The organism is Bifidobacterium sp. wkB338, from assembly GCF_003688325.1.
GTDB classification, from domain to species: Bacteria; Actinomycetota; Actinomycetes; order Actinomycetales; family Bifidobacteriaceae; genus Bombiscardovia; species Bombiscardovia polysaccharolytica.
Genome location: NZ_NPOR01000038.1, coordinates 25,635 through 49,893 on the forward strand (window position 1 = coordinate 25,635; position 24,259 = coordinate 49,893).

The following is a 24,259-nucleotide window of genomic DNA, read 5'->3' on the forward strand; positions in this document are numbered from 1 at the left end:
AAGTCTACCGTATGCCCGTCTCGCTGCCGATTGAAGGACTACTGGCCTTAATGTCCTGAGTGCTCGATGGGCTTCCATCCTGGATTGGCGAAAATAGCCTGGAAGGAAATGGGCACGTAGCTGAGCATGAAGATGGGGAAGCTCAGGCAGTAGGCGAAAAGCTCCTTGTTGGATGCGCCGATCTTGTCGCGCTCGGCCAGCACGGTAAGGGCAGCCAGGCCCATCATGGCCAGGAGGCCCAGAATCCCGGCTGCAATGCCATCAATCAGGGTGGTCATCTGGCTGGTCCAAGTCACGAAACCCAGAGCCGGGAAGAGCAGACCGAAGAAGCAGCGGACCAGCCCCAAAACTGTCAAAGGGCAGATCAGGATGGTCAGGTCAACGGCCGAGAAATCGCGTTCGCGGAAGGCCCGGGAAATCAGAGCAGGCCCGTAGTAGCGAAAGACCTGAAGGAAGCCCTTGCTCCAGCGCAGCCGCTGCCGCCAGCTCTGCTTGAAGGTGACCGGCTGCTCGTCATAGAGGATGGCGGTGCCGCAATAGCCGATGCGCTCGCCGTGCAGAACCGAGTCCATGGTGAACTCCAAATCCTCGGTCAGCAGGTGGAACTTCCAACCGTTGTTGCGCTCCATAACCTCTCTGGAGAACATGAACCCGGTGCCGCCCACATGGCAGCTGGAGCCGATGACCATCCTTGAGGTGTTGAGGAACCGGGATTCACGGATGAACCATAGGGCCGAACCCGAGGAAACCCAGTTATCCGCAAAGTTGACCGAGTTCCGGTAGCTGGTCAATATGCGGAAGCCGGATTGGAAAGCCTTGTTCATTTCCTCGATGTAGTGGCGGTCCAGAATGTTGTCCGCATCAAAAACGAAGTAGGCATCATAGTAGGAGTCAAGACCCCGATCGAGTATCTGCTCCAGCAGGAAGGTCAGAGCGTAGCCCTTGCCCACCCGGTTCGGGTCCTGCCGCTCGACCACATGGCAGCCGAGTGATCTGGCCAGTCCGGCGGTGTTGTCGGTGCAGTTGTCGGCCACCAGCCATATGTCGACCATGGAGAATGGATAGGTCTGCTCCTTGATGGAGTTGATCAGATGCCCGACCACGTGTTCCTCGTTGCGGGCGGAAATAAGGACGGCGAACCGCTTGTCGAAGGGCGCATCGGGAAAGACCACCGGCTTGGAGACGAAGGAGATGACGATGCAGATGGCCTGATAGACGATGCCTACCCCGCCCAGCAGCATCATCAGTACGTCCAATACCTTGAGCAGGGCCATCAGCGCCACTCCTTGCGGGGATTGTCCTCCCCCTCGGAGGCCTCGTCCCCGGTCTCGGTACCCTTAAGCGGCCTGTGCTTTACCGGGGCCGAGGCGGACTTGGGTATAGGCATCGTAGCCGACTCATCCAGATCTTTGGCCGTCGGCGAGGATGTCGGATAAAGCTGGCTGGCAATGGTCATGACAGGGTCGTCCACTCGAACCCTGGCGCTGGTTCCCTTGGCGGACCGGCTACCCACGTGGCTGGCCACCGGCTGGACCACGTGCTCGTTGAATGCCTCGACACCTTCGACCACCTTGGACTTGCCGACCGGCTTGGGATCCTGCATAAGCGGAGAATCAATCAGCTCGTAATGCTTGACCGAAGCCGAGAAGATGGCCTGGAAGCTGGCCGCCAGAGGCAGGGCCAGGAAGGCGCCCAGGGCACCGAAGACCGCGCCCAGTGCCAGTACGGACAGGAAGGCGATGGCAGGGTTGAGGTCCATGGTCCGCTGGGAGATCTTGGGGGCCAGAATCATGTTTTCGATCTGCTGGTAGATGATGATGTAAACCAGTACAATCACAGCCACCAGTAGTCCACGGCTCCCCCAGGCCACCACTATGGGGACGGCCCCGCCGATGTAGGTGCCGATGGTAGGCACGAACTGGGATACCAGCCCGCAGAAGAGGGCCAGCGGCAACCAGTAGGGCACCTTGAGAATGACCAGGAAGACCGACATGCAGGCTGCGGAGATGAGCGCCAGAATGGTCCTGCTGAACAGGAAGCTGGAGATCTGGTCCTGGGCGATGGTCCAGACGAAGAGGAAACGACGCTGGCTCCTGGGGGCCAGCCACTGGCAGAGGCTACGGCGCAGCTTGGGGCCTGCTGCCGAGATGTAGTAGATGACCAGCAGGACGGTCATGATATTGATGAAGGACCCTGCCAGCCCCACGGTGGTGGTCAAGGCCTGCCCCGCGAAGTCCGTCACCCAGGATGTCTGGATATTCTTGACGATCTCCCCGCCCAGATCCTGCATGGCCGGCAGGTGCCAAGGGGTGCGGCTGGCGATGAATTCCGCCACCTGCTCATAGAGGGCCGGCAGCCCGTTGGCCATGCCGATGACCTGCTGGACCAGCAGATTGCCGAACATACCCAAGAGGACGATCACAATAATAATCAGACCTATCAGGGTGACCGCCGAGGCCGCTCCTCGCCGCCAGCCATGCTTGACCAGCCTGAGCACCAGGGGCTCCATGGCCAGGGAGACGAAGATGGCGATCACCACGTCCAAGACCAGGAATTCGATCTTCCACCAGGAGGAGTAGGCGAACCAGGCCAGGAAGACGGCTATGACCACGTAGAGTAGGGCGCGGCCGAACCATTCCGGAGGTCGGCGTGGATCCCCCTTGGGCGGGAAGACCGTCGCGAAATCGAAGCGCTGCTTTTGCTCGTTGGCCATATGTTCCATTATCCCAAGATGGCTGACATGGCGGGCTATTGAGCGCAGGTTGAGCCGACGGTGTATCCGGGCACACGTATCCTGAGGGGTATGTTGACCGTTTCCATAGTCATACCCGCCTGGAATGAGGAAGAACGCATTGAAGACTGCCTACTGAACGCCACCAGGCAGAGCCAGGCACCCAAGGAGGTGCTGGTAGTCGACAACCACTCCACGGACGCAACGGCCTCCATCGTCCAGCACTTCATTGATGAGCACCCTGACCAGCATGTCAAGCTTCTCCATCAGGACAGCGAACAAGGGTTGATCCCCACCCGCAATTACGGACTTGACCGGGCAACCGGCGACATACTGGGCCGAATCGATGCGGACTGCATGCTGCGACCGAACTGGGTCGAGGTGGTCTCCGGCGTCTTCACCCGTGATCCAAAAGCCATGGGCGCCACTGGACCAGTGGCCTATTATGACATGCCAGGCAAGAAGATCGGGCTCAAGGGCGACAACACCATCCGCCGGGCCATCTACCGGGCCGACGACGGGCAATACCTGCTCTACGGATCCAACATGGCCCTGCGCGCCACGGCCTGGCGGGCCATACGCAACCAGGTCTGCAGGGATAAAGAGGACATCATGCATGAGGATGTCGATATCTCCCTGCACCTGATCGACCAGGGGTTCAAGACGGTTTACTGCAAAGACATGAACGTGGGCATCAGCGCTCGCCGCATGGATACCTCCTTCACATCCTTCCGCCACTACATGCAACGCTTCAAGAACACCTTCGACGCCCACCCACAACACACCAGGGAGCAGAAGCCCGAACACACCCTTTACGCTATCTACCCAATTCTGCGAGCCTTCTACCCCGTCTACCAGAAGTACCTGGAATCCGCCGACATCAATCCTGCGGAACGTGTCTGGATCCGCGAACAAATGGAGCTCTTTCACCGTCGCGACCAGGAGCTGGGTTCGGACGATGACCGGTGAAGCCAGCCCTTATATCCTTTGAGCAGACTAAGATTTGCAATGATTGAATCCTCTTTGGGCCGATGCTTCCCCCCTGTAGCAAAGATAAAAGAGGAATTACTGAGGAGTTTAGATAATGCCGATTCTGACCGCTGATGATTCACGGATAGACGCATATGAGGATTATGTAAGAAAGGCACCTTTCACCTCCATAACACAGTCCGTTGAATGGGGCAGGATCAAGAGCAACTGGGGCAGTTTTTACGTTTATCTGGGCCCCCTTGAGAACCCGAGAGCAGCCATGTCGGTTCTGACCATCGACGGCTTCGCATACGCCACCAAGGGTCCGGTAGGCGACCGCTTCGACGTAGATACCCTCAATGCCCTCGTTGAGGAGGCCATGCCGGAGCTGGAGGCCCGGAACTGCTTCCTCCTCCGCCTGGATCCTGAAGTCCCCTTCGACGACGATCTCAACGCCAGGCTCAAGGCTGACGGTTACATGATGCGCAACAGAAACCTCCCCAAGGAGGAGGCCCATGCCACCACCCAGCCCCGTTTCAATGTGGTCCTCGACATTGACGGTGTAGATCCGGATGACCTGATCATGACCTTCCATTCCAAGACCCGCTACAACATCCGTTTGGCTGGACGCAAGGGGGTAAAGGTGGAGCGCGACGAGACTCAGGAGGCCATGGACGAGTTCTACCACACCTATGAGGTGATGAGCCAACGCCATGGCATCGCCTACCGCCCCAAAGCCTACTTCGACAGAATGGTCCAGAACTGCGCTGGTAAGGGAATTCTGGGCATTTACCTGGCCCGAGTTGATTCCCAGGCGATCGCCGGTGCCCTCAACTTCGAGTTCGGTGACAAGTCGTGGTACATGTATGGCGGCAGCCTTAACATCATGCGCAACTACATGGCACCCTACCTGGTCCAGTGGGCGCAGATCGAACACGCGATTGCCAGCGGCAAGAAGCGCTATGACTTCGGCGGCATATTCGGCTTTGACGACAGTGACGGCCTCTACAAGTTCAAGAGAGGGTTCACCCATAACAACGAGTGGGTCGAGTATATAGGCGAAATCGACAAGGTTCTCGATCAGGAACGGTACCAGGCCTTTATCAAGAAGTAGCCCAGGCGGCCAGGCGACACACTGCCCTGAACCTCACTCGAACCGACCTGCGACAGGTCGGCACTTGCCATGGTCCAGGGGTATCGAGTACCATGGCTTCGTTCGCCCCCGTCGTCTAACGGTTAGGACACCAGACTTTCAATCTGACAGCGAGAGTTCGACTCTCTCCGGGGGTACAAACCAGAAGGCCCAAGGTGGCCATAAAACAGTGATGTGCAGTTAACTACATATTTCTCATCAAGTCTTGAATACGGCTATTGCAATCTGTGCAGGGCCGATGCCGGCACACACTTTCAAATCACTCTCGACGGAAATCAGCTGGGAAGATGAAGGCTCACTTGTTTGAATTTCGGCAGTTTCGCAAGGTGCAGTCTGTGAGCCTGTGAAAACGGCCAGAATTGTTGTCAGCAGTGTGCACCGGTTTACCTGCGACCCAAAGGTTGAGAGGGTTGCAGATTTTCCGTATCATTCACTAGCCCATCATTACGCCAGTCTGAATCGTCCTCACCAACCATGAGGAACAAATGCATCCGAGGACGCTTACCTGAGGGAATCCAAAGCAGGATACAGCCGCTGGAACCGGCTGTAACCTTCTTCGTACACTTGGCGATTTGCTTCGTTGGGAGAATAGACACGTTCCGCAAGGTTCGCTTCCACCAACTTCTTCAAGGCCTCCAGATCGAGCCGGGAAGACGATCCAGTCTGTTTGACAACAGAGACCAGCTCAGCCAAGGCCACTGCAGGCATGAGGTGGGCGTCATCAAGCACCTGAACGGGCGCGTCAAGGATATCCGCCAGCATCTGGCACCATTGGGGTTCGCGGGTGCCACCACCGATCAGGGTGACTCGTTCGATAGGCGTACCCAGTAGGTCGAGCCCCTGGCGAATCGAATAGGACACGCCTTCCAACGCGGCTCGGGCGAGGTCGCATGCCTCGGTCCCGGAAGAAATGCCGACATAGGCTCCTCGAATCGAGGGGTTCATCATCGGGAAGCGCTCACCCACCAAATAGGGCAGGCAAATCACACCGCGTGCTCCTGCAGGGCTGGATTCCAACAAGTGCCCCATGCGTCTATAGGGGTCGCCGTCGCCCCCGGCCGGACTGCCCCCTGCAAAGACCCTGGTAGCCCAGGCATGCACGTTGCCTGCATTTAAGAAAGGCACTGTATTAATAATGCTGCCAGTGCCCAGATAGGCCAGATTGACCATTCCAGTGCGGTCGGTTACTGCCCGCTCTGTCACAGTGGCAATCCACCCGGATGTGCCCAGGTTGATATTACATTGACCGGGATGGAATACCCCACCAGCCAAGGTAGATGCCCCGGCATCCCCCATTCCTGCATAGACCGTAGTTCCCGGAGCGAATCCCGTGGCAGCGGATGCGCCCGGCGTGCTCGTGCCAACGTTTTCCCATGGCCAATAGAGTTCCGGAAAGATTGCGGCATCCAGGCCAGATGCCTCCAGGATGTCCTTTCTCCACTTGCCCGAATACAAATCCATGGCGCCTGCCGTCGAACAGGCCGTCATATCGCCGCAGTAGGCACCGGTCAACCACCAAATCAGATAATCCTTGGCATCGATGAGCACGTGGCGAACCTGCGCATACCGGTCAGGCTGATGCCTGGACATCCACATCAGCTTGGCTACAGGCAGGGACCCATCGCACGGATTCCCCACTCGGGCGCGGAAGGAATCAGCCCCATACATTTCCGTCAGCTCAGCAGACTCTTCTTCGGCCCTGCCGTCCGCGTACAGGATCGCCGGCCCGACAGGCTGCCCCTGCGCATCCAAGGCGATCAGGTCCTGCATCTGTCCGCTCATGATGATGCCGGTGACCTGGTCGCTCTTGAAGTGCTCAAGAATCTTCCCAGCTTTAGCCAAAAGGTCACGGGACACCTCAATGAAGGCCTGCAGCCAATCCTCGGGATTCTGCTCGACACGTCCGCCAGTTGTGTCAATGGGCAGAAGACCGCTGGACGCGCACACCTTGGCAGTGGCTTGCTCATCCACAAGAACGGCCTTGACCTGCGTAGTGCCCACATCGAATGCGGCTGTATAGGTCATACCGGTCATCCTAGGCCTTCCCAGCCGCCCGGATGCCGACATGATCCCGTATGTGGACCGACGCGGTTACCCTTGGGAACCTGACCAGTCCACCACTGCTTCAACATTGTTTCCATCCGGATCCAAGACGAAAGCAGAATAGTACCCGGCATGATAATCACGCAGCCCGGGAGCACCATTGTCACGGCCCCCGGCAGCGAGCGCCTCCCTGTAAAAGGCATTTACCGTTGCGGCATCAGCGGCCCTGAAGGCTATGTGCGTCACCGGTGAACCGGTCCCGTCCTCGCCTGGTGTCAGATAGAAGTCTGAGTGGGCTCCATCATCCTCAGCACCGAACCCAATGGTGGGCTCATGGTGGGCCTTGGCCACGTACCCCAATGGTGCCAGGGCTTTGCTATAGAAATCGATGGAAGCCCGGATATCCCGAACCTTCAGCGTCAGATGATCAATCATGTCCGTAATTCTAGGTGAATCATCAACCAATAAGGGCAGACCGCCCAGAATGACCTTTCCCCAGTGCCCCTCGATAGTGCCCCTCGATGCCGAGGATCACCAAGCACAATCCTTAAGGCTATGGTTCAGATGTACTGGCCGCCGGGTAGGTGCATGAAGTCCTCTACCTTGTTCCATTTGACCGCGTATCCAGCTCCGTGGGCACAGAAGACCGAGTCAGGGGTGTTCTCCAGGTCGGACTCGGGATCGTACCCGATGGAATCCACAAGAGCATCCTGGTCATGGCAGGGACGATACCCGTTGAAGAAACAGGTCAGATGTCCGCGGCCATGGGTGTAGGTGCTGACCTGGATGGCATAATCACGCATCTGCGATACTGGCGCATCCCCTTCCAGTTCGACAGTATCCCCGTCTGCCTGCGGTTCCGAGAAGCTGCCCTTCATCCGGTAGATGTCCGACATGGCCCTGCCCAAATTCTTCTGAGGAACAGTGAGTCTGAAATGGTACCAGGGCTCCAGAAGTATATTGTGCGCTTTCATCAGCCCCTGCCGGACGGCCCGGTAGGTGGCCTGGCGGAAGTCCCCGCCCTCGGTGTGCTTGATATGACCGCGGCCATCCAATAGGGTGATGCGCATATCGGTGATGGGCGAACCCGTCAGAACTCCCAAATGCTCCTTCTCCGCAAGGTGGGTCATGATGAGCCGCTGCCAGTTCCCGTCCAGGCGATCGAGACTGCAGGTCGACGCAAAACTGAGACCGCTGCCTGGCTCTGTAGGTTCCAGGAGCAGATGGACTTCGGCGTAGTGGCGGAGGGGCTCGAAATGTCCAACGCCTTCAACGGGGGCCGCGATAGTCTCCCTATAGAGGATTCCGCCCTGGCTGAAGGAGACCTGCATGCCGAACCGCCGCTCCAACTCCTCCTGAATCACCTCCAACTGAACCTGGCCCATGATACGCAGGTGAATCTCTTGGAGCTGTTCCTGCCAGGCCACATGCAGGAGGGGATCCTCATCCTCCAAGATGCGCAAGGCGCTCAACAAGTGGTGCGGGTCCACCCCTTCGGCCTCCACTGCATAGGACAGCACCGGCTCCAGCACAGGAGTCAGATCCTTCCGCTCGCACCCAAGCCCCTGCCCTGGACGTGTCAGGTCAAGGCCGGTTGCCGCCACGATGCTTCCGGCCTGGGCGCAGTCCGTCAACCTATAGGAATCTCCCGAATAGACACGAAGCTGATCAACCGTCTCCCTGGTCTCAACGCGTCCGTTCTTCCCCATATCTCCGGCTGTCCTGTACACCTCCGCAACAGAACCCGATTCTTTGCTGGCTTCATCTCCATGACGGAACTCAGTGGCCAAAGAGGATTTGACCGGCAGCTCGCCACCGGTCACCTTGAGCCAGGTCAATCTGGCACCCTTGTCATCATGCGATACCTTAAACACCCTTGCACCGAACTGTTTGCCGTACACCGGCGAAAGGGTGTACCGCTCCAGCCCCTCCAGGAGGGCGTCAACCCCGTCCAGACGCAAGGCGGACCCAAGGAAACAGGGGAAGAGACGGCGGTCGGCGACCAGTCTTGCCAGGCTCTCATCCGATATGCCCCCGGTCTTGAGGTACTCGTCCATGACGTCCTCGTCGAGCAGGGCCACATCCTCCATATCGCCATGTTCAAGTCCACGACTCAAATCGAGGCAGTCCGGAGACCAACGTTGCTTGCAGCTTTCAAGAATGCGGGCGGCATCAGCACCAGGGGCATCCAACTTGTTGATGAAGATGAAGGTGGGTACCCCGTAGCGTGCCAGAAGTCGCCACAGCGTATCGACATACCCCTCTGATCCAGCTGTTGCATCGACGACCAGAAGAGCATAATCCAAGACTGAGAGAACCCGCTCCATCTCGGCTGAGAAATCCACATGGCCGGGTGTGTCAATCAGGGTCAGATCGACATCGCGATAGGTCAACCGGGCCGGTTTGGAGAAGATGGTGATGCCACGTTGACGCTCCAGATCATTGGTATCCAGGTAGGCATCGCCATGGTCCACCCTGCCCAGACGGCGAATTCGTCCGCCCCGGTAGAGCATGGCTTCCGAGAGCGTGGTCTTGCCGGCGTCCACATGGGCCAGCATTCCCACCACTATCCTCTTGACCATCGGGGCCTCCCTCGCTCTTCATGTTTATGCACACTCTGTAGTCAGTCTGCCAAAACCTGATAAGTCAGGTCGTGGATGACACGGCCGGCCTCGATCCCCTTGCGCTCGAAGTTGGTTACGATTCTGCCATCGAAACGCGCTGACTCCATGAAAATGGCATGAGGCAGGGATTTGGCCTGATCGGCCGTCCCTTTGCCGACATGCCGGGTGGGAAGACTGACTCGCAGATTGCCCAGGTTTTTGAATCTCGGATTCCCATCCATGACCTCATGCACGTGCAGAGCATAATCCTCGATGTCAGTAGCGATTCGCCAGAGGCCACCAGGTTCCAGACACTCCGCCAAGTCATCAGCCAGAGCCGGTTGGACCAGACGACGCTTGTGGTGCTTCATCTTGGGCCAGGGGTCGGGGAAGAAGGTCCAGACCTCCTTGATCAGCCCAGTATCCATCCGGGCCAGAAGGTCCGGGGCGTTGACCTGGGCAAGCCGCAGATTATCCAGGTCGGATTTACCAGCCATCAGCATGGTATGGGCCAACCCCGGCTGATAGACCTCCAGGGCCAGGTAGTTCCGATCAGGGTGCTCCCGGGCCGCGGCCACTACATTCTCCCCGTTGCCTGATCCGATTTCGACGATCAGCGGGGCATCCCGCCCCCAGATCGACCTGACCATTGCTGCATCACAACGCAGATTCTCGGCAACCGTCAACGAACCATCAGCCTGATCCAAATCGAGCAGGTATCTGGAGGAATACTGAGCCCAAGCCCTCGCCAGCCGGTCGCTGAGCTTCTCGGACCGCCTCACATAGGAGACGATGGACCGCATGGGGGCTTTGCTCTGTTTTTCTGCACTCATCACAGCTCATATATATCCTAGAAAGCGGATACAAGCGGGCATAGCGCTAACATGTGCCCGTGATATACTCAATCTAGAACAAAAAATAACAAAAGATTGCAAAACCGAACAGTCCCTTACGTCCGGTTTTCGACAGGAAAGGCATGCAGATGTCAGTTTTGGTTACAGGCGGCTGCGGATACATCGGCGCCCATGTGGTTCACGCCCTGCAGGAGGCCGGCAAGGAGGTCGTCGTGGTCGATGACCTCAGCTATGGCAAACCCGATCGGATCGGCAATGCCCGTCTCTACGGCGCTGACGTGGCGGCGCCTGGGGCCGATCAACGTCTGGCTGAGATCATCGGGGAGAACAAGGTCGACTCGGTCATCCACTTCGCCGCCCGCAAACAGGTGGGCGAGTCGGTGGAGAAGCCCATCTGGTACTACCGGCAGAACCTGAACGGCATGATCAACGTCCTATCCGCAATGGCAAAGACCGATGCCAAGAAGCTGGTCTTCTCCAGCTCAGCCGCAACCTACGGCGAGCCGCCGGTCGACGTGGTCCCAGAAGACGTGCAGCCCATGGTCCCCATCAACCCCTACGGCCAGACCAAGCTGGTCGGCGAGTGGATGGCCCGGGCCTGCGAGCAACCTTACGGCATCCGCTTCTGCGCCCTGCGCTACTTCAACGTTGCCGGTTGCGGACCAGTCAGCCTGGAGGACCCGGCCGTCCTCAACCTAATCCCCATGCTTTTCGACAGGCTGCGGCAGGGCAAGGCTCCCGCCATCTTCGGTGACGACTATCCCACCCCCGATGGCACCTGCGTGCGAGACTACATCCACGTCTCCGACCTGGCCGACGCCCACATCGCCGCCCTGGACTACCTGGACCGCGACCAGCGCCGCTACGATGCCTTCAATGTGGGCACTGGCCAGGGCACATCCGTTCGCCAGATCGTAGACGAGGTCAAGAAGGTGACGGGTCTGCCTTTCACTGAGGCCATCAAGCCTCGCCGCGCCGGCGACCCACCGCACCTGATCGGCGACCCCACCCGAATCAACACCGAAATGGGCTGGCATGCCAAGTACGGCGTCGAGGAGATCGTTGAATCAGCCTGGAAGGCCTGGCAGGCCAACCCTTCCCACCACATCGACACCGATAGCTGGCAGCAGCAGGACTAGGCAGCGACGCGCCGGAGCTTGCATTCCTCCGGCGCTCATGTAAACTTTCCTCTTGGCTGTTCGAGCAGCCTCGGCTCCGTAGCTCAGTTGGTTAGAGCGCCGCCCTGTCACGGCGGAGGTCACCGGTTCAAGTCCGGCCGGAGTCGCTGGGAATGGTCTAGCCCGGTTTGTCAGGGTCTTTTCGACTATTCATGGCTCTGTAGCTCAGTTGGTAGAGCGAGCGACTGAAAATCGCTAGGTCAACGGTTCGATCCCGCTCGGAGCCACCATAAAATCCCCCACTCGCTGGAACGGCGGGCCTGAGGGGTTTCTGTTTTCTTGGCCTTTTCGATTTTCAGAACCGACCCCAGCGTTTCCCCAGCATATTCACCTCATCCCAGAACATCCCCAAACAATACATTGGAGCTCCTCAGCGGCCCTGCTCCTGTACAGGTTGCGCTGCATGCACAAATCCGTGTCATGCTCGGGTTGCTGTGCATCTTGTCGGATTCCTGAAGAACTACTCCACGCCCCTCACATACTTGGCTATCCTGCACATCCCTATCTTTGCCGGTGTCGAAGCCTACGACGACAGGGATCGAACAGGCCCAATCTGTGCAAACGCCCGGTACCGCCACCGACGAACACCGCTGAACAAGCCGAACGCAAGCTCTACAGCCTGCCCATGCACGTCACACCCGTAACGCCTCGCACCCACCAGACCAGGAGAGCACGTGATAGCCTTGCACCAAGGCCTGGAGACCCTCCGGGGTAGTGAAATAACCTACGGAAACCAGGGGATTGTCCCCAGGCCACTTGCACAGCAATGCTACAGATGCAATAAGTGGTGGAGTAATCGCAGCAAGCGGAGGAGCGCTTCGTGCATTCAGGACAGCTGACGCACCACCCAGTCGACGATGTAAGGCGCGGTGTGCTCAATCTGATCGATGGCCACCTCGAACTCATGTGGGCCGCCATACCAGGGGTCCACCAGATCGATTTGGCTTTCCCGGCCCGGCGCTGGCTTGGGCAGATCCGGGTCGAAGCTGCGGTACAGGTGCACAGCGGATCGCTTGCCTGAGGGCAGCAGACGCAGCAGAGCGCGCATATGGTCGGCCGTCATGGGCAGGAGCAGGTCCGCGTCTTCAGCCTCCTCCCGGGTGATCCGGTGGGCGAAGTGGTCAGCCGGCACCTCATAGCCCCGCTCGCGCAGAACCTTCTGAGCTCGCCGATCTATGGGGTTGCCGAACTCTTCGTCACTTACCCCGCTGGATTCCACCCTGACCTGGTCCTCATCCAGTCCGCGATCTTGGAAGAATTTACGCAGGATGATCTCAGCCATGGGTGACCGGCAGATGTTGCCGGTGCAGACGGTCATGACGTTGTAAGGGCCCCGTGAAGCCTTTCCTCCAGAATTCTGGGCCATCAACGCACCTTCCCATAGGTGATGTACCGGAAGCGCCGGATGGCATCCGCCTGGTCTGGTTTGGCAGGGGTCATCCAACGGCTCTCGTCGCACACCTGCCAGAACCGCTTGCTGACAAGCTCCTCCATATCAGGCACAAAGACATCAGCTGGAGTCCGCAGATCCAGGTCGGTCACATAGGCCGCATCAGCCAGCGGAAAGAAGGTGCTGAAGACCCCTGCGCCGCCGATGATCCAGATTTCGCTACGATCCATCCCATCATCAGGAATGGCTTCCTGCCTGGCCAGTTCCAGAGCATCGTCGGCAGCAGATACCACAGTGGCGCCTGGTGCATGGAACCCTGGGTCACTGGATAGAATGATGTTGTCCCTCTTGGGCAGGGGTCGCTCCCCCATGGAGACCCAGGTCCGCCGCCCCATGATGACAGGATGGGATACGGTCAGCTCCTTGAAGTGCTGCATATCCTCGCTCAGATGCCAAGGCAGCGCATTGTGGTAACCGATGGCGCCACGCCGACCGTCAGTGGCCTGCGCCTGCGCCCAGATCATATTGACCGATGAGCGGCGGCCTATCTCTTCTTCCTGATGCCGCCAATCCTCATCGCCTAGAAGCCCGGCCTGACCGGGCTCGGGTTCGTGATAGCCACTTCGACTATTGTCATGCTCCATCTGTTGCGTTCACTCCTCATAGTGAGTAGATATACGAGAACATTCTAATCTTCGGATTCGACGGTGCCCGTATTCGGCTCAGCGCACCATCAGACCGCCACCGGGGCTTTGATGGCGGGGTGGCATTGATAATCCACTACCTCGAAGTCTTCGTACTGATAGGAGAAGATGGAGTCGGCCTTGCGGATGCGCATGGTCGGATAGGGATAAGGATTGCGCGACAGCTGCTCCAGAACCTGCTCCACATGGTTGTCGTAGATGTGGCAGTCGCCACCGGTCCAGACAAATTCCCCAGGTTCAAGATCGGCCTGCTGGGCCATCATCAGGGTCAGCAAGGCATAAGAGGCGATATTGAAAGGCACCCCCAGGAACATGTCGCAGGAGCGCTGGTAGAGCTGGCAGCTCAACCTGCCGTCGGCCACATAGAACTGGAAGAGCGCATGGCAGGGTGGCAGAGCCATGCTGTCAACCTGGGCTGGATTCCAAGCAGTGACGATCATTCGACGGGAGTCCGGATGGGTACGTATCAGATCCAGCACTTTGGCTATCTGGTCAATGGTGTGATGGGGGTCCTCTGGCGTCGGTGCGGGCCAGCTGCGCCACTGAACCCCATAGACCGGACCCAGATCCCCGGTTTCCGGGTCGGCCCACTCGTCCCAAATATGCACGCGGTTCTCCTGCAGCCAGCGCACATTCTGCGATCCCTTCAGGAACCAGAGCAACTCGTAGGCGATTCCCCGGAAGTAGACCTTCTTGGTGGTGATCAAGGGGAAGGAATGCGACAGATCGAAGCGCATCTGCCGCCCGAACAGGGATATGGTACCGGTCCCCGTCCTGTCGGACTTCAGGGTGCCCTCGCGCAGGATGGTGCGCACCAAGTCCTCATAGGGGGTGGGAATGTCCGAGTCGGGACGCTCAGGGATACGTGTACGAATACGCTGTAGTTCTTCGGAAGTCAAGGCCATGCGGCCATACTATCAAGTCCTCGGTCAGCTGAGCGCGCCCCGGTGACGAATCGCACAGTCCGGGTTAGATTGGAAGAGCAGGTCCGGCCACAGGGTCGGACCCGGATGACGCACCCGCCGGGTGCCGGACAAGGAGGAACAGATGGGCAAGAGACTTTGGGTCGAACGCGACAAGGACGGCACCTGGAACGCCTATGGCGACAATGGGGCCCACATCACCTTCGGCAAGGGCGAGGATCAGTTCAACCCGGGCGATCTGATGAAGATCGCCCTGGCCGCCTGCGGAGCCCTCTCCAGCCAGTTCGCCGTGGAGAGCGCCCTGGGCAAGGGCAAGGGGGCGAAAATCGTGGTGGACGGCACCTATGACTCCGACGACGACGCCTACTTGAGCTTCGACGAGCAGGTGGACGTCGATGCCACTTCGGCCAGGCTGGCCCAGGAGGATGCGGACAAGTTGGAGGAGCGGGTCCGCCGCCATATTGCCAAGTCCTGCACTGTGGCGCATACCTATCAGCGGGAGACCCCGGTCAGGATCTCCGTCAAGGTTCGCCACTGATCTGACAGCCATAAAAGAGCGGGGATCCCCAGGTTCATTGAACTCCGGGGGTCCCCGCTCTTCGTCGATGTTGCCGTTGAATCGACCGCCTTACTCCTTATGCTCGGGATCGATGGTCGACTCCAGATCAGCCAGCTGCTCGGGCTTGGCCAAATCCACAGAGATCTTCTCTACTCCGGTGATATCGGCCACATCCGTGCTTTCTGCCGCGTCGGCTGCGGCTTTGAGACCGGATTCCTCGGCCTCCACATATTTGCGCGGCACCACGTAAACGGGGCTGACCGCATGCTGCAGGAGGCCCTGGCTGGTAGATCCCAGCAGGAGCCCGGTGAAGCCGCCGCGGCCCCGTGAGCCGACTACGACCACGTCATGGGTCTTGCTGGCCTGGGTCAAGGCTTCTACGGCAGACCCTGGCACCACGGTCTTGTTGATGCGCAGATCGGGATAGGTCTTCATGAGCGGAGTGATTCGGGTATTGAGATCATCCAGGTAGGAGTCCATGACGCTGCGCTCCTCGGCCGAGCCCGTGCCGGTCAGTCCGGAGATATTGGGCACTGCCGACATCACATCCAGCTCGGCATTCCAGCTGTCAGCGAAAGCGGCGGCAATCTGCAATGCCTTAAGACCCCACTTAGACTCGTCGGAACCCACGGCAACCCGCTTGATGTCGTTGCTCAAATGCATCAGGTTGCCATCGTCGTCGGTGTAGGGAACGACCACGATAGGGCAGTAGGCATAGGCGGGCAGGCTGGAGCTTGTGGTGCCCAGCAGCCGCTCAGCCAAGCCGCCCTTGCCCCGGTTTCCGATGACAATCAGCCGGTAGTTGCGGCTCAGCTCCACGAAGACCGAGGAGGGATCCCCCGTCACAATCAGCGTGGCTGCACCGACACCTTGTTCATCGGCGATGGCCTTGGCCTTTGAGAGAATCTCCTGGGCGTCGTTGTGAGCCGCTACGTCGTCTCCCATGGTGGTGTAGGTCGCATCGAAAGAGACAGCCGCATAAGAGGGAAGGGAATATGCGCAGACGATTTGCAGGGTCAACCCTGCATGCTTAGCGTAGTTGGCGGCCCACCACGCCGCCTTGTAGCTGGCGTCCGAGCCATCGACGCCTACCAGAACAGCCTTGTCGTTGCTCATCCGACGACCTCCTTTAAACTTGGCGATGACAAACCGACACCGCTCTTTCTGCCAGAATATCGCATGCAGACCTGATCGATAAGTTGGCAAGGGCCAACACGCGAGGAACTTCGACTCTGAATATGCAAAACGCCCCACAAGGGGGCGTTGAGGTTACATTCACAAATATGTCTCAGACCAGACGACGATACTCGAAAGCCCGATAAAGCTTCTCAACTGTTACGGTCCGGCCAACATCCGGGGCATGAATCATGCGGCCACCGCCAACATAAATGCCCACATGGCTACCCTCAGGAGTCACAATCAGGTCGCCAGGAGCAGGATCCGTGACCGGCACACCAACTGAACGTTGCGCATCGGCTGTGCGGGGCAGGCCGATGCCGAAGTGAGCGAACACATACTGGGTGAAACCAGAGCAGTCAAAACCCGTGGCTGGATCGGTCCCACCAAACACGTAAGGAATCCCTTGGAACTGAAGGGCGTAGTTGACCACATCTGCGCCCCTGCCAGTGGCCGGCACTTCAGTGATTGTGCTGACTGTACTGCTACGAGCAGCCGAACGACTGACCTGCTGCGAGGACTGGTGCCGACTGGCCGCAGCCTGGGCCTGTTCCTGAGCCTGCTGGGCCTTGGCTTCAGCATCCTTCTCGGCAGGAGACTTGGTGGCAGGAACGCTCAAAGACTCGATGCCACCCCAGCTGCTGTCCTTTTCGACGGTGGTAGCCGTCGACTCGGTCAACAGGTCGGCACGTACCTTGCTGCCGGGGGTGAATGAACGCGACGAAGTGACTGCGGCTTCACTGCCGTCACTGGCCTGGGCCACGGCGGGTATACCGATGGAGAGCATGCCACAGATTGTGGCAGCTGCCATCATGCTCACATACTTGCGTGTCTTTTTCATCGCTCACAATTCTATCACGTATCGGGCACAGGGACCAAGCACAAGAGGACACGATCCGCGCAGTCAAGGATCAGTAGTGGATGTAGTTCAGAGCGTGCACATTGGACAAGGTGCGAGAATATGTCTTTCCGTTCATGTTGGCACTGCACTCGGAGGTGACGATGGAACCGTCGGGATTGATCTTCTCCACGATGGCCACATGGCCATAGGTGGAATCCGAACCCTCCTGGCCGGCCTGGAAGACCACGATATCGCCGACATTGCGCGGCGTATTGTCCACCCAATAGCCCAGGGTGCGGGCAGAGCCGGTCCAGTCCTTGGCATTGCCCATGTGCGAGCCCACCGGCAGTCCCAACTGGTGACGACGGACGTAGACCCACCAGGTGCACTGGCTGAACTCATAGGCGTTGCCCACATCTCCAGTGACATGGTTGGGATTGAACCCTGCCGGCAGTACTGATCGGTTGGCATCCATCAGCACAGCCACGACCGGATTGTTGGCCAGGGATTTGGACATCTGCCCGGCATCGAGTTCGGATTCACCCAGCTCCCAGCTGCCCTCGTTGCGTTGTGAGGCCGTCGGCAGGGGCTGACGGTAATCAGAGCGGGAGACCCTTGCACCACCACTTGCGCTGGACGAACCAACTGAGGATGAGGGGGTGACCAAATTGATTGCGACACTGTCGGCCAAAGGCAAGGACCAGTCGCCCCGAGCCTGGCTGACCGCCATGGAGGAAGCGGCAGCACCGACCAGGACAGTCAGGGCCGAACCGGTCATGATATGAGAGCGACGGGCTGAGGCCTTGGCCGCCAGACGGATAGAACGACGGGTCCGAGGGGCCACCTCGTTGAGCTTGGCTGCCAGGGCATCATCAAGACCCTCAATGCCAGCTGCCTGGGTTATGCCCGACGATCGGCCGGTCGACCGACTGCCGACACCTGTGCCCCGCCTGGCCGAAGCCCCGTGCGCAGCATGCTTCATCTAGAATCACTCCCGTTTATGTTCCGACGCGACTTTCGTGCCGTACCACGAACCATCACAAGGGAACACCATAACGCAAGCGAGAATCCAGGCCAAATGACCTGAATTGTCCATACTGGTGTACTCAAGCATGGCTTCGGTGGTCGCTCATCTTCGACAACCACGGAATACTCTAGGATTATACGGACATAATGCGGACATGAGCAAACCCGCATGCGTGCCGTCCGCCACGGCGTGTCCCATAGTTTTGAACCCTGCATGGTCCACCCTGAGCGAACCGGACTCATACCAGGTCAGACCGGAGTCGAGGCCAGGAGGAAGGATCCGCCAGCATCGTTGGAATCTTCAGGCATGGTGATGTCGACACGGCCGTCCTCGGAGGGAATGAAGAGGGCCCGCCCCTGGTCCAGAACACAGGACTGGTCAGCGGCCGTGCAACGGATCCGGCCATCTGTACAGACGATGATGCGTGGTCCACGGCGGGGAATCATCAGGTGGCGGGGCCCCAGACGCTCTATCAGATCCCCGTATCGCTGCTGAAGCCTATTGAGCAGGGGCCAAGTGGCTCCGCCCTCCTCCACATGCCCGTAGACCAGCATGTATTCGTTGATCTTGGGCCGGTAGGTCACCATATTGTGCATGATCAGGGTGGCAATCATGGAGCTCGATGGGTCAATGGGGGCCGAAGGCTGGCAGTCCAGGCTACGCAGGAGGTTGGGAATGTCCCGATGTTTGGGGGTCATGCCGGCCCTGAGCACATTGTCGGAGTTGGTCATGATCTCTGCCGCAGTGCCGTGGATGTATGCGTGAGGGGTACCGGCGGGGATATAGACCGAATCGCCTTCCTCCAGGTCCACAGGGTTGAGCATAAGCAGGCAGAGCACGGCGGGGTCATCCGGAAAGGCCCGGACGGCACACAGGGCATGGTCCAGCACGGCTCCCGCCCGCCTGGATCGCAGCCGCCCAGTAGCAGCCTCCAAGGCTTCCTCCAGACCTCGGGCCGCCTCTGGTTCGGCAGTAACAGCGGTGTGAAAGGCCCGGAAGATACGTCTGCGGGAGTCCGGCCAGATCAGGGAGGAAACCGGCATCATGGCATCAGCCGCGGCAAAACGGGCCGGAGGAACCCCCAGGTGGAAGGTGCGGGCGGTCAGCGCCTCGGTCATCAGCTCGGCCAGAGGGTGATCCACGGCGCGCAGGATAGTCAGCTGGGTGGAGATGGTCGCGAAGCCTACACAGGCCTGAAAAGGCTCCAGGGCCACTACCATTTCGTTCTTGGCCAGACTGTCGTGAAAGGAGCGGCTGGGATCGTCGTCAGGCACACCCAGGGCATTCTCACGGTTGAAACCGGCACGGGCTTCGAAATCCAGGGGATGCACCTGCAGAGACAGAGGGATGCGGGCCGAGATGATCTTGAACAAGTAGGGCAGGGTGGGGCCGAAGAGGCGGGAGTCGCGCTCCCCCAGCATGGCCATGGGATTGCGGCGGATGGCCACGGTCAGAGGCAGCAGCGAACCGTCGGGCAAGGCCAAGGGCGAGGGGGATTCGGTGTGTCCACTGAACCACATCTCCGCCAATGTATCCCCCGAGCACCCGTCTGACTCATCCAAATGGAACATGCGCTGCAGTCGGTCATGTGAGCCCCAGGCGTAGTGCTTCTCCACAGCTTGGATCGGATACACGCACTCCCCTTTCCACGGGAAATCCCTCCATGGGCCGGTGCATACGAACCCACCAATCCCCGTCATGATAAGACAAGGGCCGAGGCCTGGGCAAGGCGAGGGGGTCGCCGCATGTCATTGCGAACGGTACAGTAAAGGTATGAAGCTGGCTCCCATTTTCGACCCGGATTCCCGCAGGCCTTCGCCTCGGCCCGTGCAGGTGGACCTGCGACGCATCTTCCTGCTCGGCACTGGCGCCTGGATTCTGGCCTTGGCCGTGGTGGGCATTCTGGCCCTGACCGGAATGACGGTCACCAAGCCTCTGATTGTCTGCCTGTCCGGGGTTGGCGTGGGCATTCTGCTGTTGATCTGGGAGCATTTCAATCGCTGGGATTATCGCCGCCTTGCCCAGCAACCGGACCCTGAGCCAGAGGAAGCATCAGCGTAAATGTGCTCCCCTCTCCCGGCGCGCTCCAGACCGTGACCGAGCCATGGTGGGTCAGAGCCACATGCTTGACGATGGCCAGCCCTAGGCCGATGCCTACGGCTGTCTCTTCACTCTGATTGTCGGCACGGTAGAAACGCTCGAAGATCCTGTCTTGGTCCGCCTTGGATATGCCTCGGCCGTGATCTACCACCCTGATGATTCCGTAGTGCCCATCCTTGGAGGCCTGTGCCACCAGGGAGACGGTAGAGCCTGAAGGCGAATAGGAGACAGCGTTCTCCACTAGCTTGGCCAGAGCCACTCTGATCTGCTGCCCGTCGCCATGAATCGTCAGCGGCTGGTCGCATCGCCATCGCAGGGTCACATGGGCCTGATCCGCTCCATTCTGCTCATCCTGCACCACTGCACGTATTTGCTCAGCTACGTCAAGCACATTCTCCCTGCTGGGCTTGATTCGCTCCTGAGCCCGGATCAGCAAAAGAAGATCCTTGAGCACATGCGCAAGATAGGCGCTGTATCGCTGGACAGAAGAGGCATCCTTGGAAACGCTGCGCAGATGGCTACGGAGAAGTTCTGGGTCGTCCCCTTCCAGATGGGATGTGGTTTTGAGCTGTGCCGCCAGCTCCTCCAGGGCCTGGACCGGCTTGAGCATCTGTTCGGACACATTGGTCATGAAAGCGTCCCTGGTCCGGACAAACCTGACCGAATCGCTCACGTCATCGATAAGCACCACCACCAAGGACCGGTCGATCCGCCCCAAGGTGACCTTGAGCCAGTTCCTTCTGGAAACCGCCTGGGCCTGAACATGGGTCGCGTCCCCGGGATCCTCGGCCTCGTCAATATCCCAATTATCGGATTCCGTGCCCTCAGCTGCGACATCCAGAGCGAATTCGGTAGGTGTTCGTGTGACTAGATTCAAGCTGCGTCGACCGCCCGAACGCCGTACCTGCGCGATGGCTTCGATGATCTTCGGATTGGAGATCTCGTCGTTGCTGACGATTCCCAGCCTGTAGGCATCCGGGCTGGAGCGCACAACCTGGTCATCGCCATCGACCACAACCGTGGCGGCGGGGATAAGTGCCAGCAAGGCCTGGGTCGAGCCCTCCAAAACCTCGCCGTCGGCCTGTTCGCCATCCTTGCTCCGGTTGCCCATAAGGCTGCGCAGGCGGTCCATGAACCGTCTCATAAGGACTTCCCTCCAGTCCGGCGCCGACCCCGGACACTGCGACATCAACCAAGTCTCGTCGGCCGTTCCGGCTTTATTCTCGCATACCCGACAGTGATTGCCGCTCCAATGGCCCGACATTCTTCGGGGCTGGCTTTTTCTTGCCACCCTGGTCACATAGACTGTAGTCATATCGTTGACCGAGGCCGAAAGGGAAGAACAATGCGCGTGATTTTCAACGAGGAGCTGGGGCTGGTCGCCGACGATCTCGATCGGATGGCTGCCAAGGTTCGCGATGCCATCAAAAAAGCAGGACGGTCCCTGATGGACTGTGACGTGGAAACGGCCCAGGAAGTCATCGACGGGGATGCCGATATAGACAACCTCCAGGCCAGCATCATCGATCAATGTATCCGGCTCCTGGCCAAGCAGAGCCCTGTGGCCACTGATCTACGGGTGGTGGTCTCCACCCTGAGCCTGTCGGCAACCTTTGAGCGTATGGGAGACCTGGCCAGGCACATTGCTGAGACTGCAAGGCGCTCCTACCCTGAACCGACCCTGCCCGCCGAGGTCATTCCCCTGTTCAAACAGATGCAGGACTTTCTGGATGTCATGGCCGACCGCCTGGTCGAGATGCTCTCCGACAGGGACACGACCATAGCCGAGCAGATCATCGTCAGCGATGACCAGATGGATAAGCTCCACCAACAGACTTTCAGCTATGCCCTGTCAGACGACTGGAAGGGGTCCAGACAGCAGCTGATCGACTTGGTCCTGGTGGCACGGTTCATGGAGCGGCTGGGAGACCACGGCGTATCGGCGGCCCGCCGCGTGGTCTACATCGTCTCGGGCTTCGACCCCTCAAAAGACCCCAAAGATCTCGACCTCGATCTGGACTGAACATATAGCAAAGGGGCTACTCATCACCTGACAGCTGGTCGGATGGGGGCCCTTTTTACTTCCATAACTTCCAGGGAATACCAAAGGTGGTGCCCTCTACAAAAGCAAGGACACCACCTCAACAACTTTGGATGCTCTGTATCCAAAGTCCGGTTCACATCATCGGATGGATTTGGATATCACTTTTGGCCCTGGGCCGCCACAGCAGCAGCACCGGCGGCGGCTGCCTCAGGATCCAGGTACTCGCCGCGAGGCTTGATGGGCTTGAAGTTCTCATCCAGCTCGTAGACCAGGGGGATGGCCGTGGGGATGTTGACCTTGGCGATCTCGTCCTCGGTCAGGTTGTCGAGCATCTTGACGATGGCCCTCAGCGAGTTGCCGTGGGCGGCGATCAGGACGGTCTTGCCGGTCTTGAGCTCAGGAACAATGTCGCTCTCCCAGTAGGGGGTGACGCGCTTGACCACGTTGGCCAGTGCCTCGGCGCGGGGCACAGGAGCTCCGGCATACCGGGGATCGTGAGACTGCGAATATTCGTCGTCAGGGTCGATCTCAGGCGGCGGGGTGGCATAGGAACGACGCCAAAGCATGAACTTCTCGTCGCCGTACTTCTCGCGGATCTCGGTCTTGTTCTTGCCCTGCAGAGCCCCATAGTGACGCTCGTTCAGCCGCCAATCGCGCTTGACGGGGATCCAAAGGCGGTCGGCCTCGTCCAGGGCGATGTTGGCGGTGTTGATGGCGCGGCGCAGCAGGGAGGTGAAGACGATGTCCGGCAGAACACCCTTATCCTTGAGCAGCTTGCCGCCCTTGCGGGCCTCCTGCTCGCCCTGCTCGGTCAGCGGGACGTCCACCCAGCCGGTGAACTGATTGGTGTTGTTCCATGCGCTCTGGCCGTGCCTGAGCAATACTAGTTTGTAGGTCATACTGCAAATTCTAAGACTTAAGAGGGACTGTTTGGCGGACCTCCCCCGCCTTAGAACAGTCTCTTAAAGCAGGCAGACGCCCAACCAGCAGAACCCTGTCAGCAGATCGGTATAGCCCGACAGCGCAAAGGCCCTGCTGAAGCGGTTCCGACAGCTGGCTATCGTGCTGGCAACAGCCATCACCAAGACAGGCACCAGACAAAGCAGGCGAGGCCAAGCGGCGGCTAGGGAACCGCCGGACAGGGACCATGATTCGACGATTCCCAGAATCACAGCCAAGGCATAACAGGACCCCATCAGAATCAGCGTGCCTTTGGCTCCGATGAAGGAAGACAGCGTGTACTTGCCAGCAAGAGGATCCGCATCGATGTCACGATAGTTGTTGATCTCCAGAACAGGAATGCAGATAAGACCACCAACCAGCGCGCCGATGAACCCGTGGCGGTCGATGCTGCCAGTCTCCAGGTACTGGGTGGCCAGCACGCCCACCAGGCCGAAGAAAATCATGATGCTCAGCTCGCCCATGGCCCTATAGCCGTAAGGGTGTTTGCCACCCGTGTAGAACCAGGCACCCAGCAGACAGAAGATGCCGACCAGAATCATCCACCAGTGGCCAGTCACCCAGCAGAGAATCAGACCAGCCAGGCAGGCCATAAGGATGTTGAGATAGGCAGACAGCAGGACCTTGCGAGGCTCCACGCCACCGGCCACGCCTCTTCTGGGCAGATCAGGCACCGAACCGTCAGCCCCGGCGCCCGAAAGACTGCTACGACCTTCGTCAGTACCCCTGATTCCGTCAAAGTAGTCATTGGCTAGATTGCAGGTGCTGTGGATGAGCACAGCCGTCAGACAGCATAAGAGAGCAGTTAGCCAGAAGCGCACATCCGGCCCAAGCCCTTGGTTGAACAGTTGCCGGAGGGCCACCGCTGTGCCAATCAGAACCGGCGTGGGCGAGCAGAGCAAGGCCGAGGGTCGCAGCGCGTCCTTGTATTCCCGAAGTGTGATGAACATGATTGCCTAATTATCCACCAAATCGCTCGAAAGTCGGACCGCTCCCTTATGAGG

General features: G+C 59.1%; 22 protein-coding genes and 3 tRNA genes. 9 read left to right on the forward strand and 16 right to left on the reverse strand.

The window, feature by feature from the left end; translation table 11 throughout:
* Positions 1–47 precede the first annotated feature (47 nt).
* Positions 48–1,274: a glycosyltransferase family 2 protein gene (locus CI603_RS06790; protein ID WP_121913547.1), complete on the reverse strand. Its 1,227-nt coding sequence runs from the start codon at positions 1,272–1,274 to the stop codon at positions 48–50.
* Entirely contained in the window at positions 1,274–2,713 is a 1,440-nt protein-coding gene (locus CI603_RS06795) for an AI-2E family transporter (RefSeq protein WP_121913548.1), read from the reverse strand. The genes CI603_RS06790 and CI603_RS06795 overlap by 1 nt, the downstream gene beginning before the upstream one ends.
* 90 nt (positions 2,714–2,803) lie before the next feature.
* On the opposite strand from CI603_RS06795, the gene CI603_RS06800 reads away from it, so the two are divergent.
* The 3 genes from CI603_RS06800 (at position 2,804) to CI603_RS06810 (ending at position 4,990) form a co-directional block, all read left to right on the forward strand.
* Positions 2,804–3,700, forward strand: a complete 897-nt coding sequence (locus tag CI603_RS06800) for a glycosyltransferase family 2 protein (RefSeq protein WP_121913549.1) — start codon at positions 2,804–2,806, stop codon at positions 3,698–3,700.
* A 115-nt stretch (positions 3,701–3,815) separates the two neighbouring features.
* Complete coding sequence (locus CI603_RS06805; RefSeq protein WP_121913550.1) at positions 3,816–4,814, forward strand: peptidoglycan bridge formation glycyltransferase FemA/FemB family protein; 999 nt, start codon at positions 3,816–3,818, stop codon at positions 4,812–4,814.
* A 104-nt stretch (positions 4,815–4,918) separates the two neighbouring features.
* A tRNA-Glu gene (locus CI603_RS06810) sits at positions 4,919–4,990 on the forward strand.
* Between the two features lie 364 nt (positions 4,991–5,354).
* On the opposite strand, the gene CI603_RS06815 is transcribed toward CI603_RS06810, so the two are convergent.
* The 4 genes from CI603_RS06815 to trmB all read right to left on the reverse strand — a co-directional run bounded on the left by CI603_RS06815 (position 5,355) and on the right by trmB (position 10,332).
* Positions 5,355–6,887, reverse strand: coding sequence for an FGGY-family carbohydrate kinase (locus tag CI603_RS06815; RefSeq protein WP_183122278.1), 1,533 nt, complete (start codon positions 6,885–6,887; stop codon positions 5,355–5,357).
* Positions 6,888–6,944: 57 nt separating this feature from the next.
* The gene (locus CI603_RS06820) at positions 6,945–7,331 is read right to left on the reverse strand and encodes a VOC family protein (RefSeq protein ID WP_121913552.1); all 387 of its coding nucleotides are present in this window, start codon (positions 7,329–7,331) and stop codon (positions 6,945–6,947) included.
* A gap of 125 nt (positions 7,332–7,456) precedes the next feature.
* The gene (locus CI603_RS06825) at positions 7,457–9,478 is read right to left on the reverse strand and encodes a translation factor GTPase family protein (RefSeq protein ID WP_121913553.1); all 2,022 of its coding nucleotides are present in this window, start codon (positions 9,476–9,478) and stop codon (positions 7,457–7,459) included.
* A gap of 41 nt (positions 9,479–9,519) precedes the next feature.
* Entirely contained in the window at positions 9,520–10,332 is an 813-nt protein-coding gene (gene trmB / locus CI603_RS06830; RefSeq protein WP_121913554.1) for a tRNA (guanosine(46)-N7)-methyltransferase TrmB, read from the reverse strand.
* 149 nt (positions 10,333–10,481) lie between these two features.
* On the opposite strand from trmB, the gene galE reads away from it, so the two are divergent.
* The 3 genes from galE to CI603_RS06845 all read left to right on the forward strand — a co-directional run bounded on the left by galE (position 10,482) and on the right by CI603_RS06845 (position 11,761).
* Complete coding sequence (gene galE, locus CI603_RS06835; RefSeq protein WP_121913655.1) at positions 10,482–11,492, forward strand: UDP-glucose 4-epimerase GalE; 1,011 nt, start codon at positions 10,482–10,484, stop codon at positions 11,490–11,492.
* 72 nt (positions 11,493–11,564) lie between these two features.
* Positions 11,565–11,638: transfer RNA gene (locus tag CI603_RS06840), tRNA-Asp, on the forward strand.
* A 47-nt stretch (positions 11,639–11,685) separates the two neighbouring features.
* A tRNA-Phe gene (locus tag CI603_RS06845) sits at positions 11,686–11,761 on the forward strand.
* A gap of 596 nt (positions 11,762–12,357) precedes the next feature.
* Here the strand turns inward: CI603_RS06845 and CI603_RS06850 are convergent.
* The 3 genes from CI603_RS06850 to CI603_RS06860 all read right to left on the reverse strand — a co-directional run bounded on the left by CI603_RS06850 (position 12,358) and on the right by CI603_RS06860 (position 14,530).
* The gene (locus CI603_RS06850; protein ID WP_121913555.1) at positions 12,358–12,897 is read right to left on the reverse strand and encodes a low molecular weight protein-tyrosine-phosphatase; all 540 of its coding nucleotides are present in this window, start codon (positions 12,895–12,897) and stop codon (positions 12,358–12,360) included.
* Complete coding sequence (locus CI603_RS06855) at positions 12,897–13,565, reverse strand: dihydrofolate reductase (RefSeq protein ID WP_121913556.1); 669 nt, start codon at positions 13,563–13,565, stop codon at positions 12,897–12,899. The genes CI603_RS06850 and CI603_RS06855 overlap by 1 nt, the downstream gene beginning before the upstream one ends.
* A gap of 89 nt (positions 13,566–13,654) precedes the next feature.
* Positions 13,655–14,530, reverse strand: a complete 876-nt coding sequence (locus CI603_RS06860; protein WP_121913557.1) for a thymidylate synthase — start codon at positions 14,528–14,530, stop codon at positions 13,655–13,657.
* A gap of 142 nt (positions 14,531–14,672) precedes the next feature.
* Between CI603_RS06860 and CI603_RS06865 the strand changes: the two genes are divergently transcribed.
* Positions 14,673–15,086 carry an OsmC family protein gene (locus CI603_RS06865; protein WP_110425687.1) on the forward strand — a complete coding sequence of 138 codons (414 nt, stop codon included), beginning with the start codon at positions 14,673–14,675 and terminating at the stop codon, positions 15,084–15,086.
* 90 nt (positions 15,087–15,176) lie between these two features.
* Here CI603_RS06865 and CI603_RS06870 read toward each other — a convergent pair whose 3' ends face one another.
* The 4 genes from CI603_RS06870 to manA all read right to left on the reverse strand — a co-directional run bounded on the left by CI603_RS06870 (position 15,177) and on the right by manA (position 19,785).
* Positions 15,177–16,223, reverse strand: coding sequence for a universal stress protein (locus tag CI603_RS06870; RefSeq protein WP_046323252.1), 1,047 nt, complete (start codon positions 16,221–16,223; stop codon positions 15,177–15,179).
* A gap of 172 nt (positions 16,224–16,395) precedes the next feature.
* Entirely contained in the window at positions 16,396–17,124 is a 729-nt protein-coding gene (locus CI603_RS06875; RefSeq protein ID WP_121913558.1) for a C40 family peptidase, read from the reverse strand.
* A 70-nt stretch (positions 17,125–17,194) separates the two neighbouring features.
* A complete protein-coding gene (locus CI603_RS06880; RefSeq protein WP_121913559.1) occupies positions 17,195–18,106 on the reverse strand; it encodes a CHAP domain-containing protein in 912 nt (303 codons plus the stop codon).
* Between the two features lie 293 nt (positions 18,107–18,399).
* Positions 18,400–19,785 carry a mannose-6-phosphate isomerase, class I gene (manA, locus tag CI603_RS06885; protein ID WP_121913560.1) on the reverse strand — a complete coding sequence of 462 codons (1,386 nt, stop codon included), beginning with the start codon at positions 19,783–19,785 and terminating at the stop codon, positions 18,400–18,402.
* 139 nt (positions 19,786–19,924) lie between these two features.
* Here manA and CI603_RS06890 point away from each other — a divergent pair, with 139 nt between their 5' ends.
* Positions 19,925–20,212, forward strand: coding sequence for a DUF2530 domain-containing protein (locus CI603_RS06890; RefSeq protein WP_121913561.1), 288 nt, complete (start codon positions 19,925–19,927; stop codon positions 20,210–20,212).
* Here CI603_RS06890 and CI603_RS06895 read toward each other — a convergent pair.
* On the reverse strand, positions 20,145–21,395 hold the full coding sequence (locus CI603_RS06895) for a cell wall metabolism sensor histidine kinase WalK (protein ID WP_259465506.1): 1,251 nt from the start codon (positions 21,393–21,395) through the stop codon (positions 20,145–20,147). The genes CI603_RS06890 and CI603_RS06895 overlap by 68 nt on opposite strands.
* A 201-nt stretch (positions 21,396–21,596) precedes the next feature.
* Here CI603_RS06895 and phoU point away from each other — a divergent pair, with 201 nt between their 5' ends.
* A complete protein-coding gene (phoU, locus tag CI603_RS06900; RefSeq protein ID WP_121913562.1) occupies positions 21,597–22,274 on the forward strand; it encodes a phosphate signaling complex protein PhoU in 678 nt (225 codons plus the stop codon).
* A gap of 179 nt (positions 22,275–22,453) precedes the next feature.
* Here the strand turns inward: phoU and CI603_RS06905 are convergent, their stop codons facing one another.
* Entirely contained in the window at positions 22,454–23,194 is a 741-nt protein-coding gene (locus CI603_RS06905; protein WP_024626731.1) for a phosphoglyceromutase, read from the reverse strand.
* A gap of 63 nt (positions 23,195–23,257) precedes the next feature.
* Complete coding sequence (gene menA, locus CI603_RS06910; protein ID WP_121913563.1) at positions 23,258–24,205, reverse strand: 1,4-dihydroxy-2-naphthoate octaprenyltransferase; 948 nt, start codon at positions 24,203–24,205, stop codon at positions 23,258–23,260.
* Between the last annotated feature and the right edge of the window lie 54 nt (positions 24,206–24,259).

Excerpts from the sequence above, each read along its gene's own strand:
- phoU (WP_121913562.1), top strand. The coding sequence starts at position 21,597 with ATGCGCGTGATTTTCAACGAGGAGCTGGGGCTGGTCGCCGACGATCTC.
- CI603_RS06865 (WP_110425687.1), top strand. The coding sequence starts at position 14,673 with ATGGGCAAGAGACTTTGGGTCGAACGCGACAAGGACGGCACCTGGAAC.
- CI603_RS06800 (WP_121913549.1), top strand. The coding sequence starts at position 2,804 with ATGTTGACCGTTTCCATAGTCATACCCGCCTGGAATGAGGAAGAACGC.
- CI603_RS06880 (WP_121913559.1), bottom strand. The coding sequence starts at position 18,106 with ATGAAGCATGCTGCGCACGGGGCTTCGGCCAGGCGGGGCACAGGTGTC.
- CI603_RS06790 (WP_121913547.1), bottom strand. The coding sequence starts at position 1,274 with ATGGCCCTGCTCAAGGTATTGGACGTACTGATGATGCTGCTGGGCGGG.
- CI603_RS06795 (WP_121913548.1), bottom strand. The coding sequence starts at position 2,713 with ATGGCCAACGAGCAAAAGCAGCGCTTCGATTTCGCGACGGTCTTCCCG.
- CI603_RS06850 (WP_121913555.1), bottom strand. The coding sequence starts at position 12,897 with ATGGCCCAGAATTCTGGAGGAAAGGCTTCACGGGGCCCTTACAACGTC.
- trmB (WP_121913554.1), bottom strand. The coding sequence starts at position 10,332 with ATGAGTGCAGAAAAACAGAGCAAAGCCCCCATGCGGTCCATCGTCTCC.
- CI603_RS06895 (WP_259465506.1), bottom strand. The coding sequence starts at position 21,395 with ATGAGACGGTTCATGGACCGCCTGCGCAGCCTTATGGGCAACCGGAGC.
- CI603_RS06855 (WP_121913556.1), bottom strand. The coding sequence starts at position 13,565 with ATGGAGCATGACAATAGTCGAAGTGGCTATCACGAACCCGAGCCCGGT.
- CI603_RS06905 (WP_024626731.1), bottom strand. The coding sequence starts at position 23,194 with ATGACCTACAAACTAGTATTGCTCAGGCACGGCCAGAGCGCATGGAAC.
- CI603_RS06815 (WP_183122278.1), bottom strand. The coding sequence starts at position 6,887 with ATGACCGGTATGACCTATACAGCCGCATTCGATGTGGGCACTACGCAG.
- CI603_RS06875 (WP_121913558.1), bottom strand. The coding sequence starts at position 17,124 with ATGAAAAAGACACGCAAGTATGTGAGCATGATGGCAGCTGCCACAATC.
- menA (WP_121913563.1), bottom strand. The coding sequence starts at position 24,205 with ATGTTCATCACACTTCGGGAATACAAGGACGCGCTGCGACCCTCGGCC.
- CI603_RS06860 (WP_121913557.1), bottom strand. The coding sequence starts at position 14,530 with ATGGCCTTGACTTCCGAAGAACTACAGCGTATTCGTACACGTATCCCT.
- galE (WP_121913655.1), top strand. The coding sequence starts at position 10,482 with ATGTCAGTTTTGGTTACAGGCGGCTGCGGATACATCGGCGCCCATGTG.
- CI603_RS06805 (WP_121913550.1), top strand. The coding sequence starts at position 3,816 with ATGCCGATTCTGACCGCTGATGATTCACGGATAGACGCATATGAGGAT.
- CI603_RS06820 (WP_121913552.1), bottom strand. The coding sequence starts at position 7,331 with ATGATTGATCATCTGACGCTGAAGGTTCGGGATATCCGGGCTTCCATC.
- CI603_RS06870 (WP_046323252.1), bottom strand. The coding sequence starts at position 16,223 with ATGAGCAACGACAAGGCTGTTCTGGTAGGCGTCGATGGCTCGGACGCC.
- CI603_RS06825 (WP_121913553.1), bottom strand. The coding sequence starts at position 9,478 with ATGGTCAAGAGGATAGTGGTGGGAATGCTGGCCCATGTGGACGCCGGC.
- CI603_RS06890 (WP_121913561.1), top strand. The coding sequence starts at position 19,925 with ATGAAGCTGGCTCCCATTTTCGACCCGGATTCCCGCAGGCCTTCGCCT.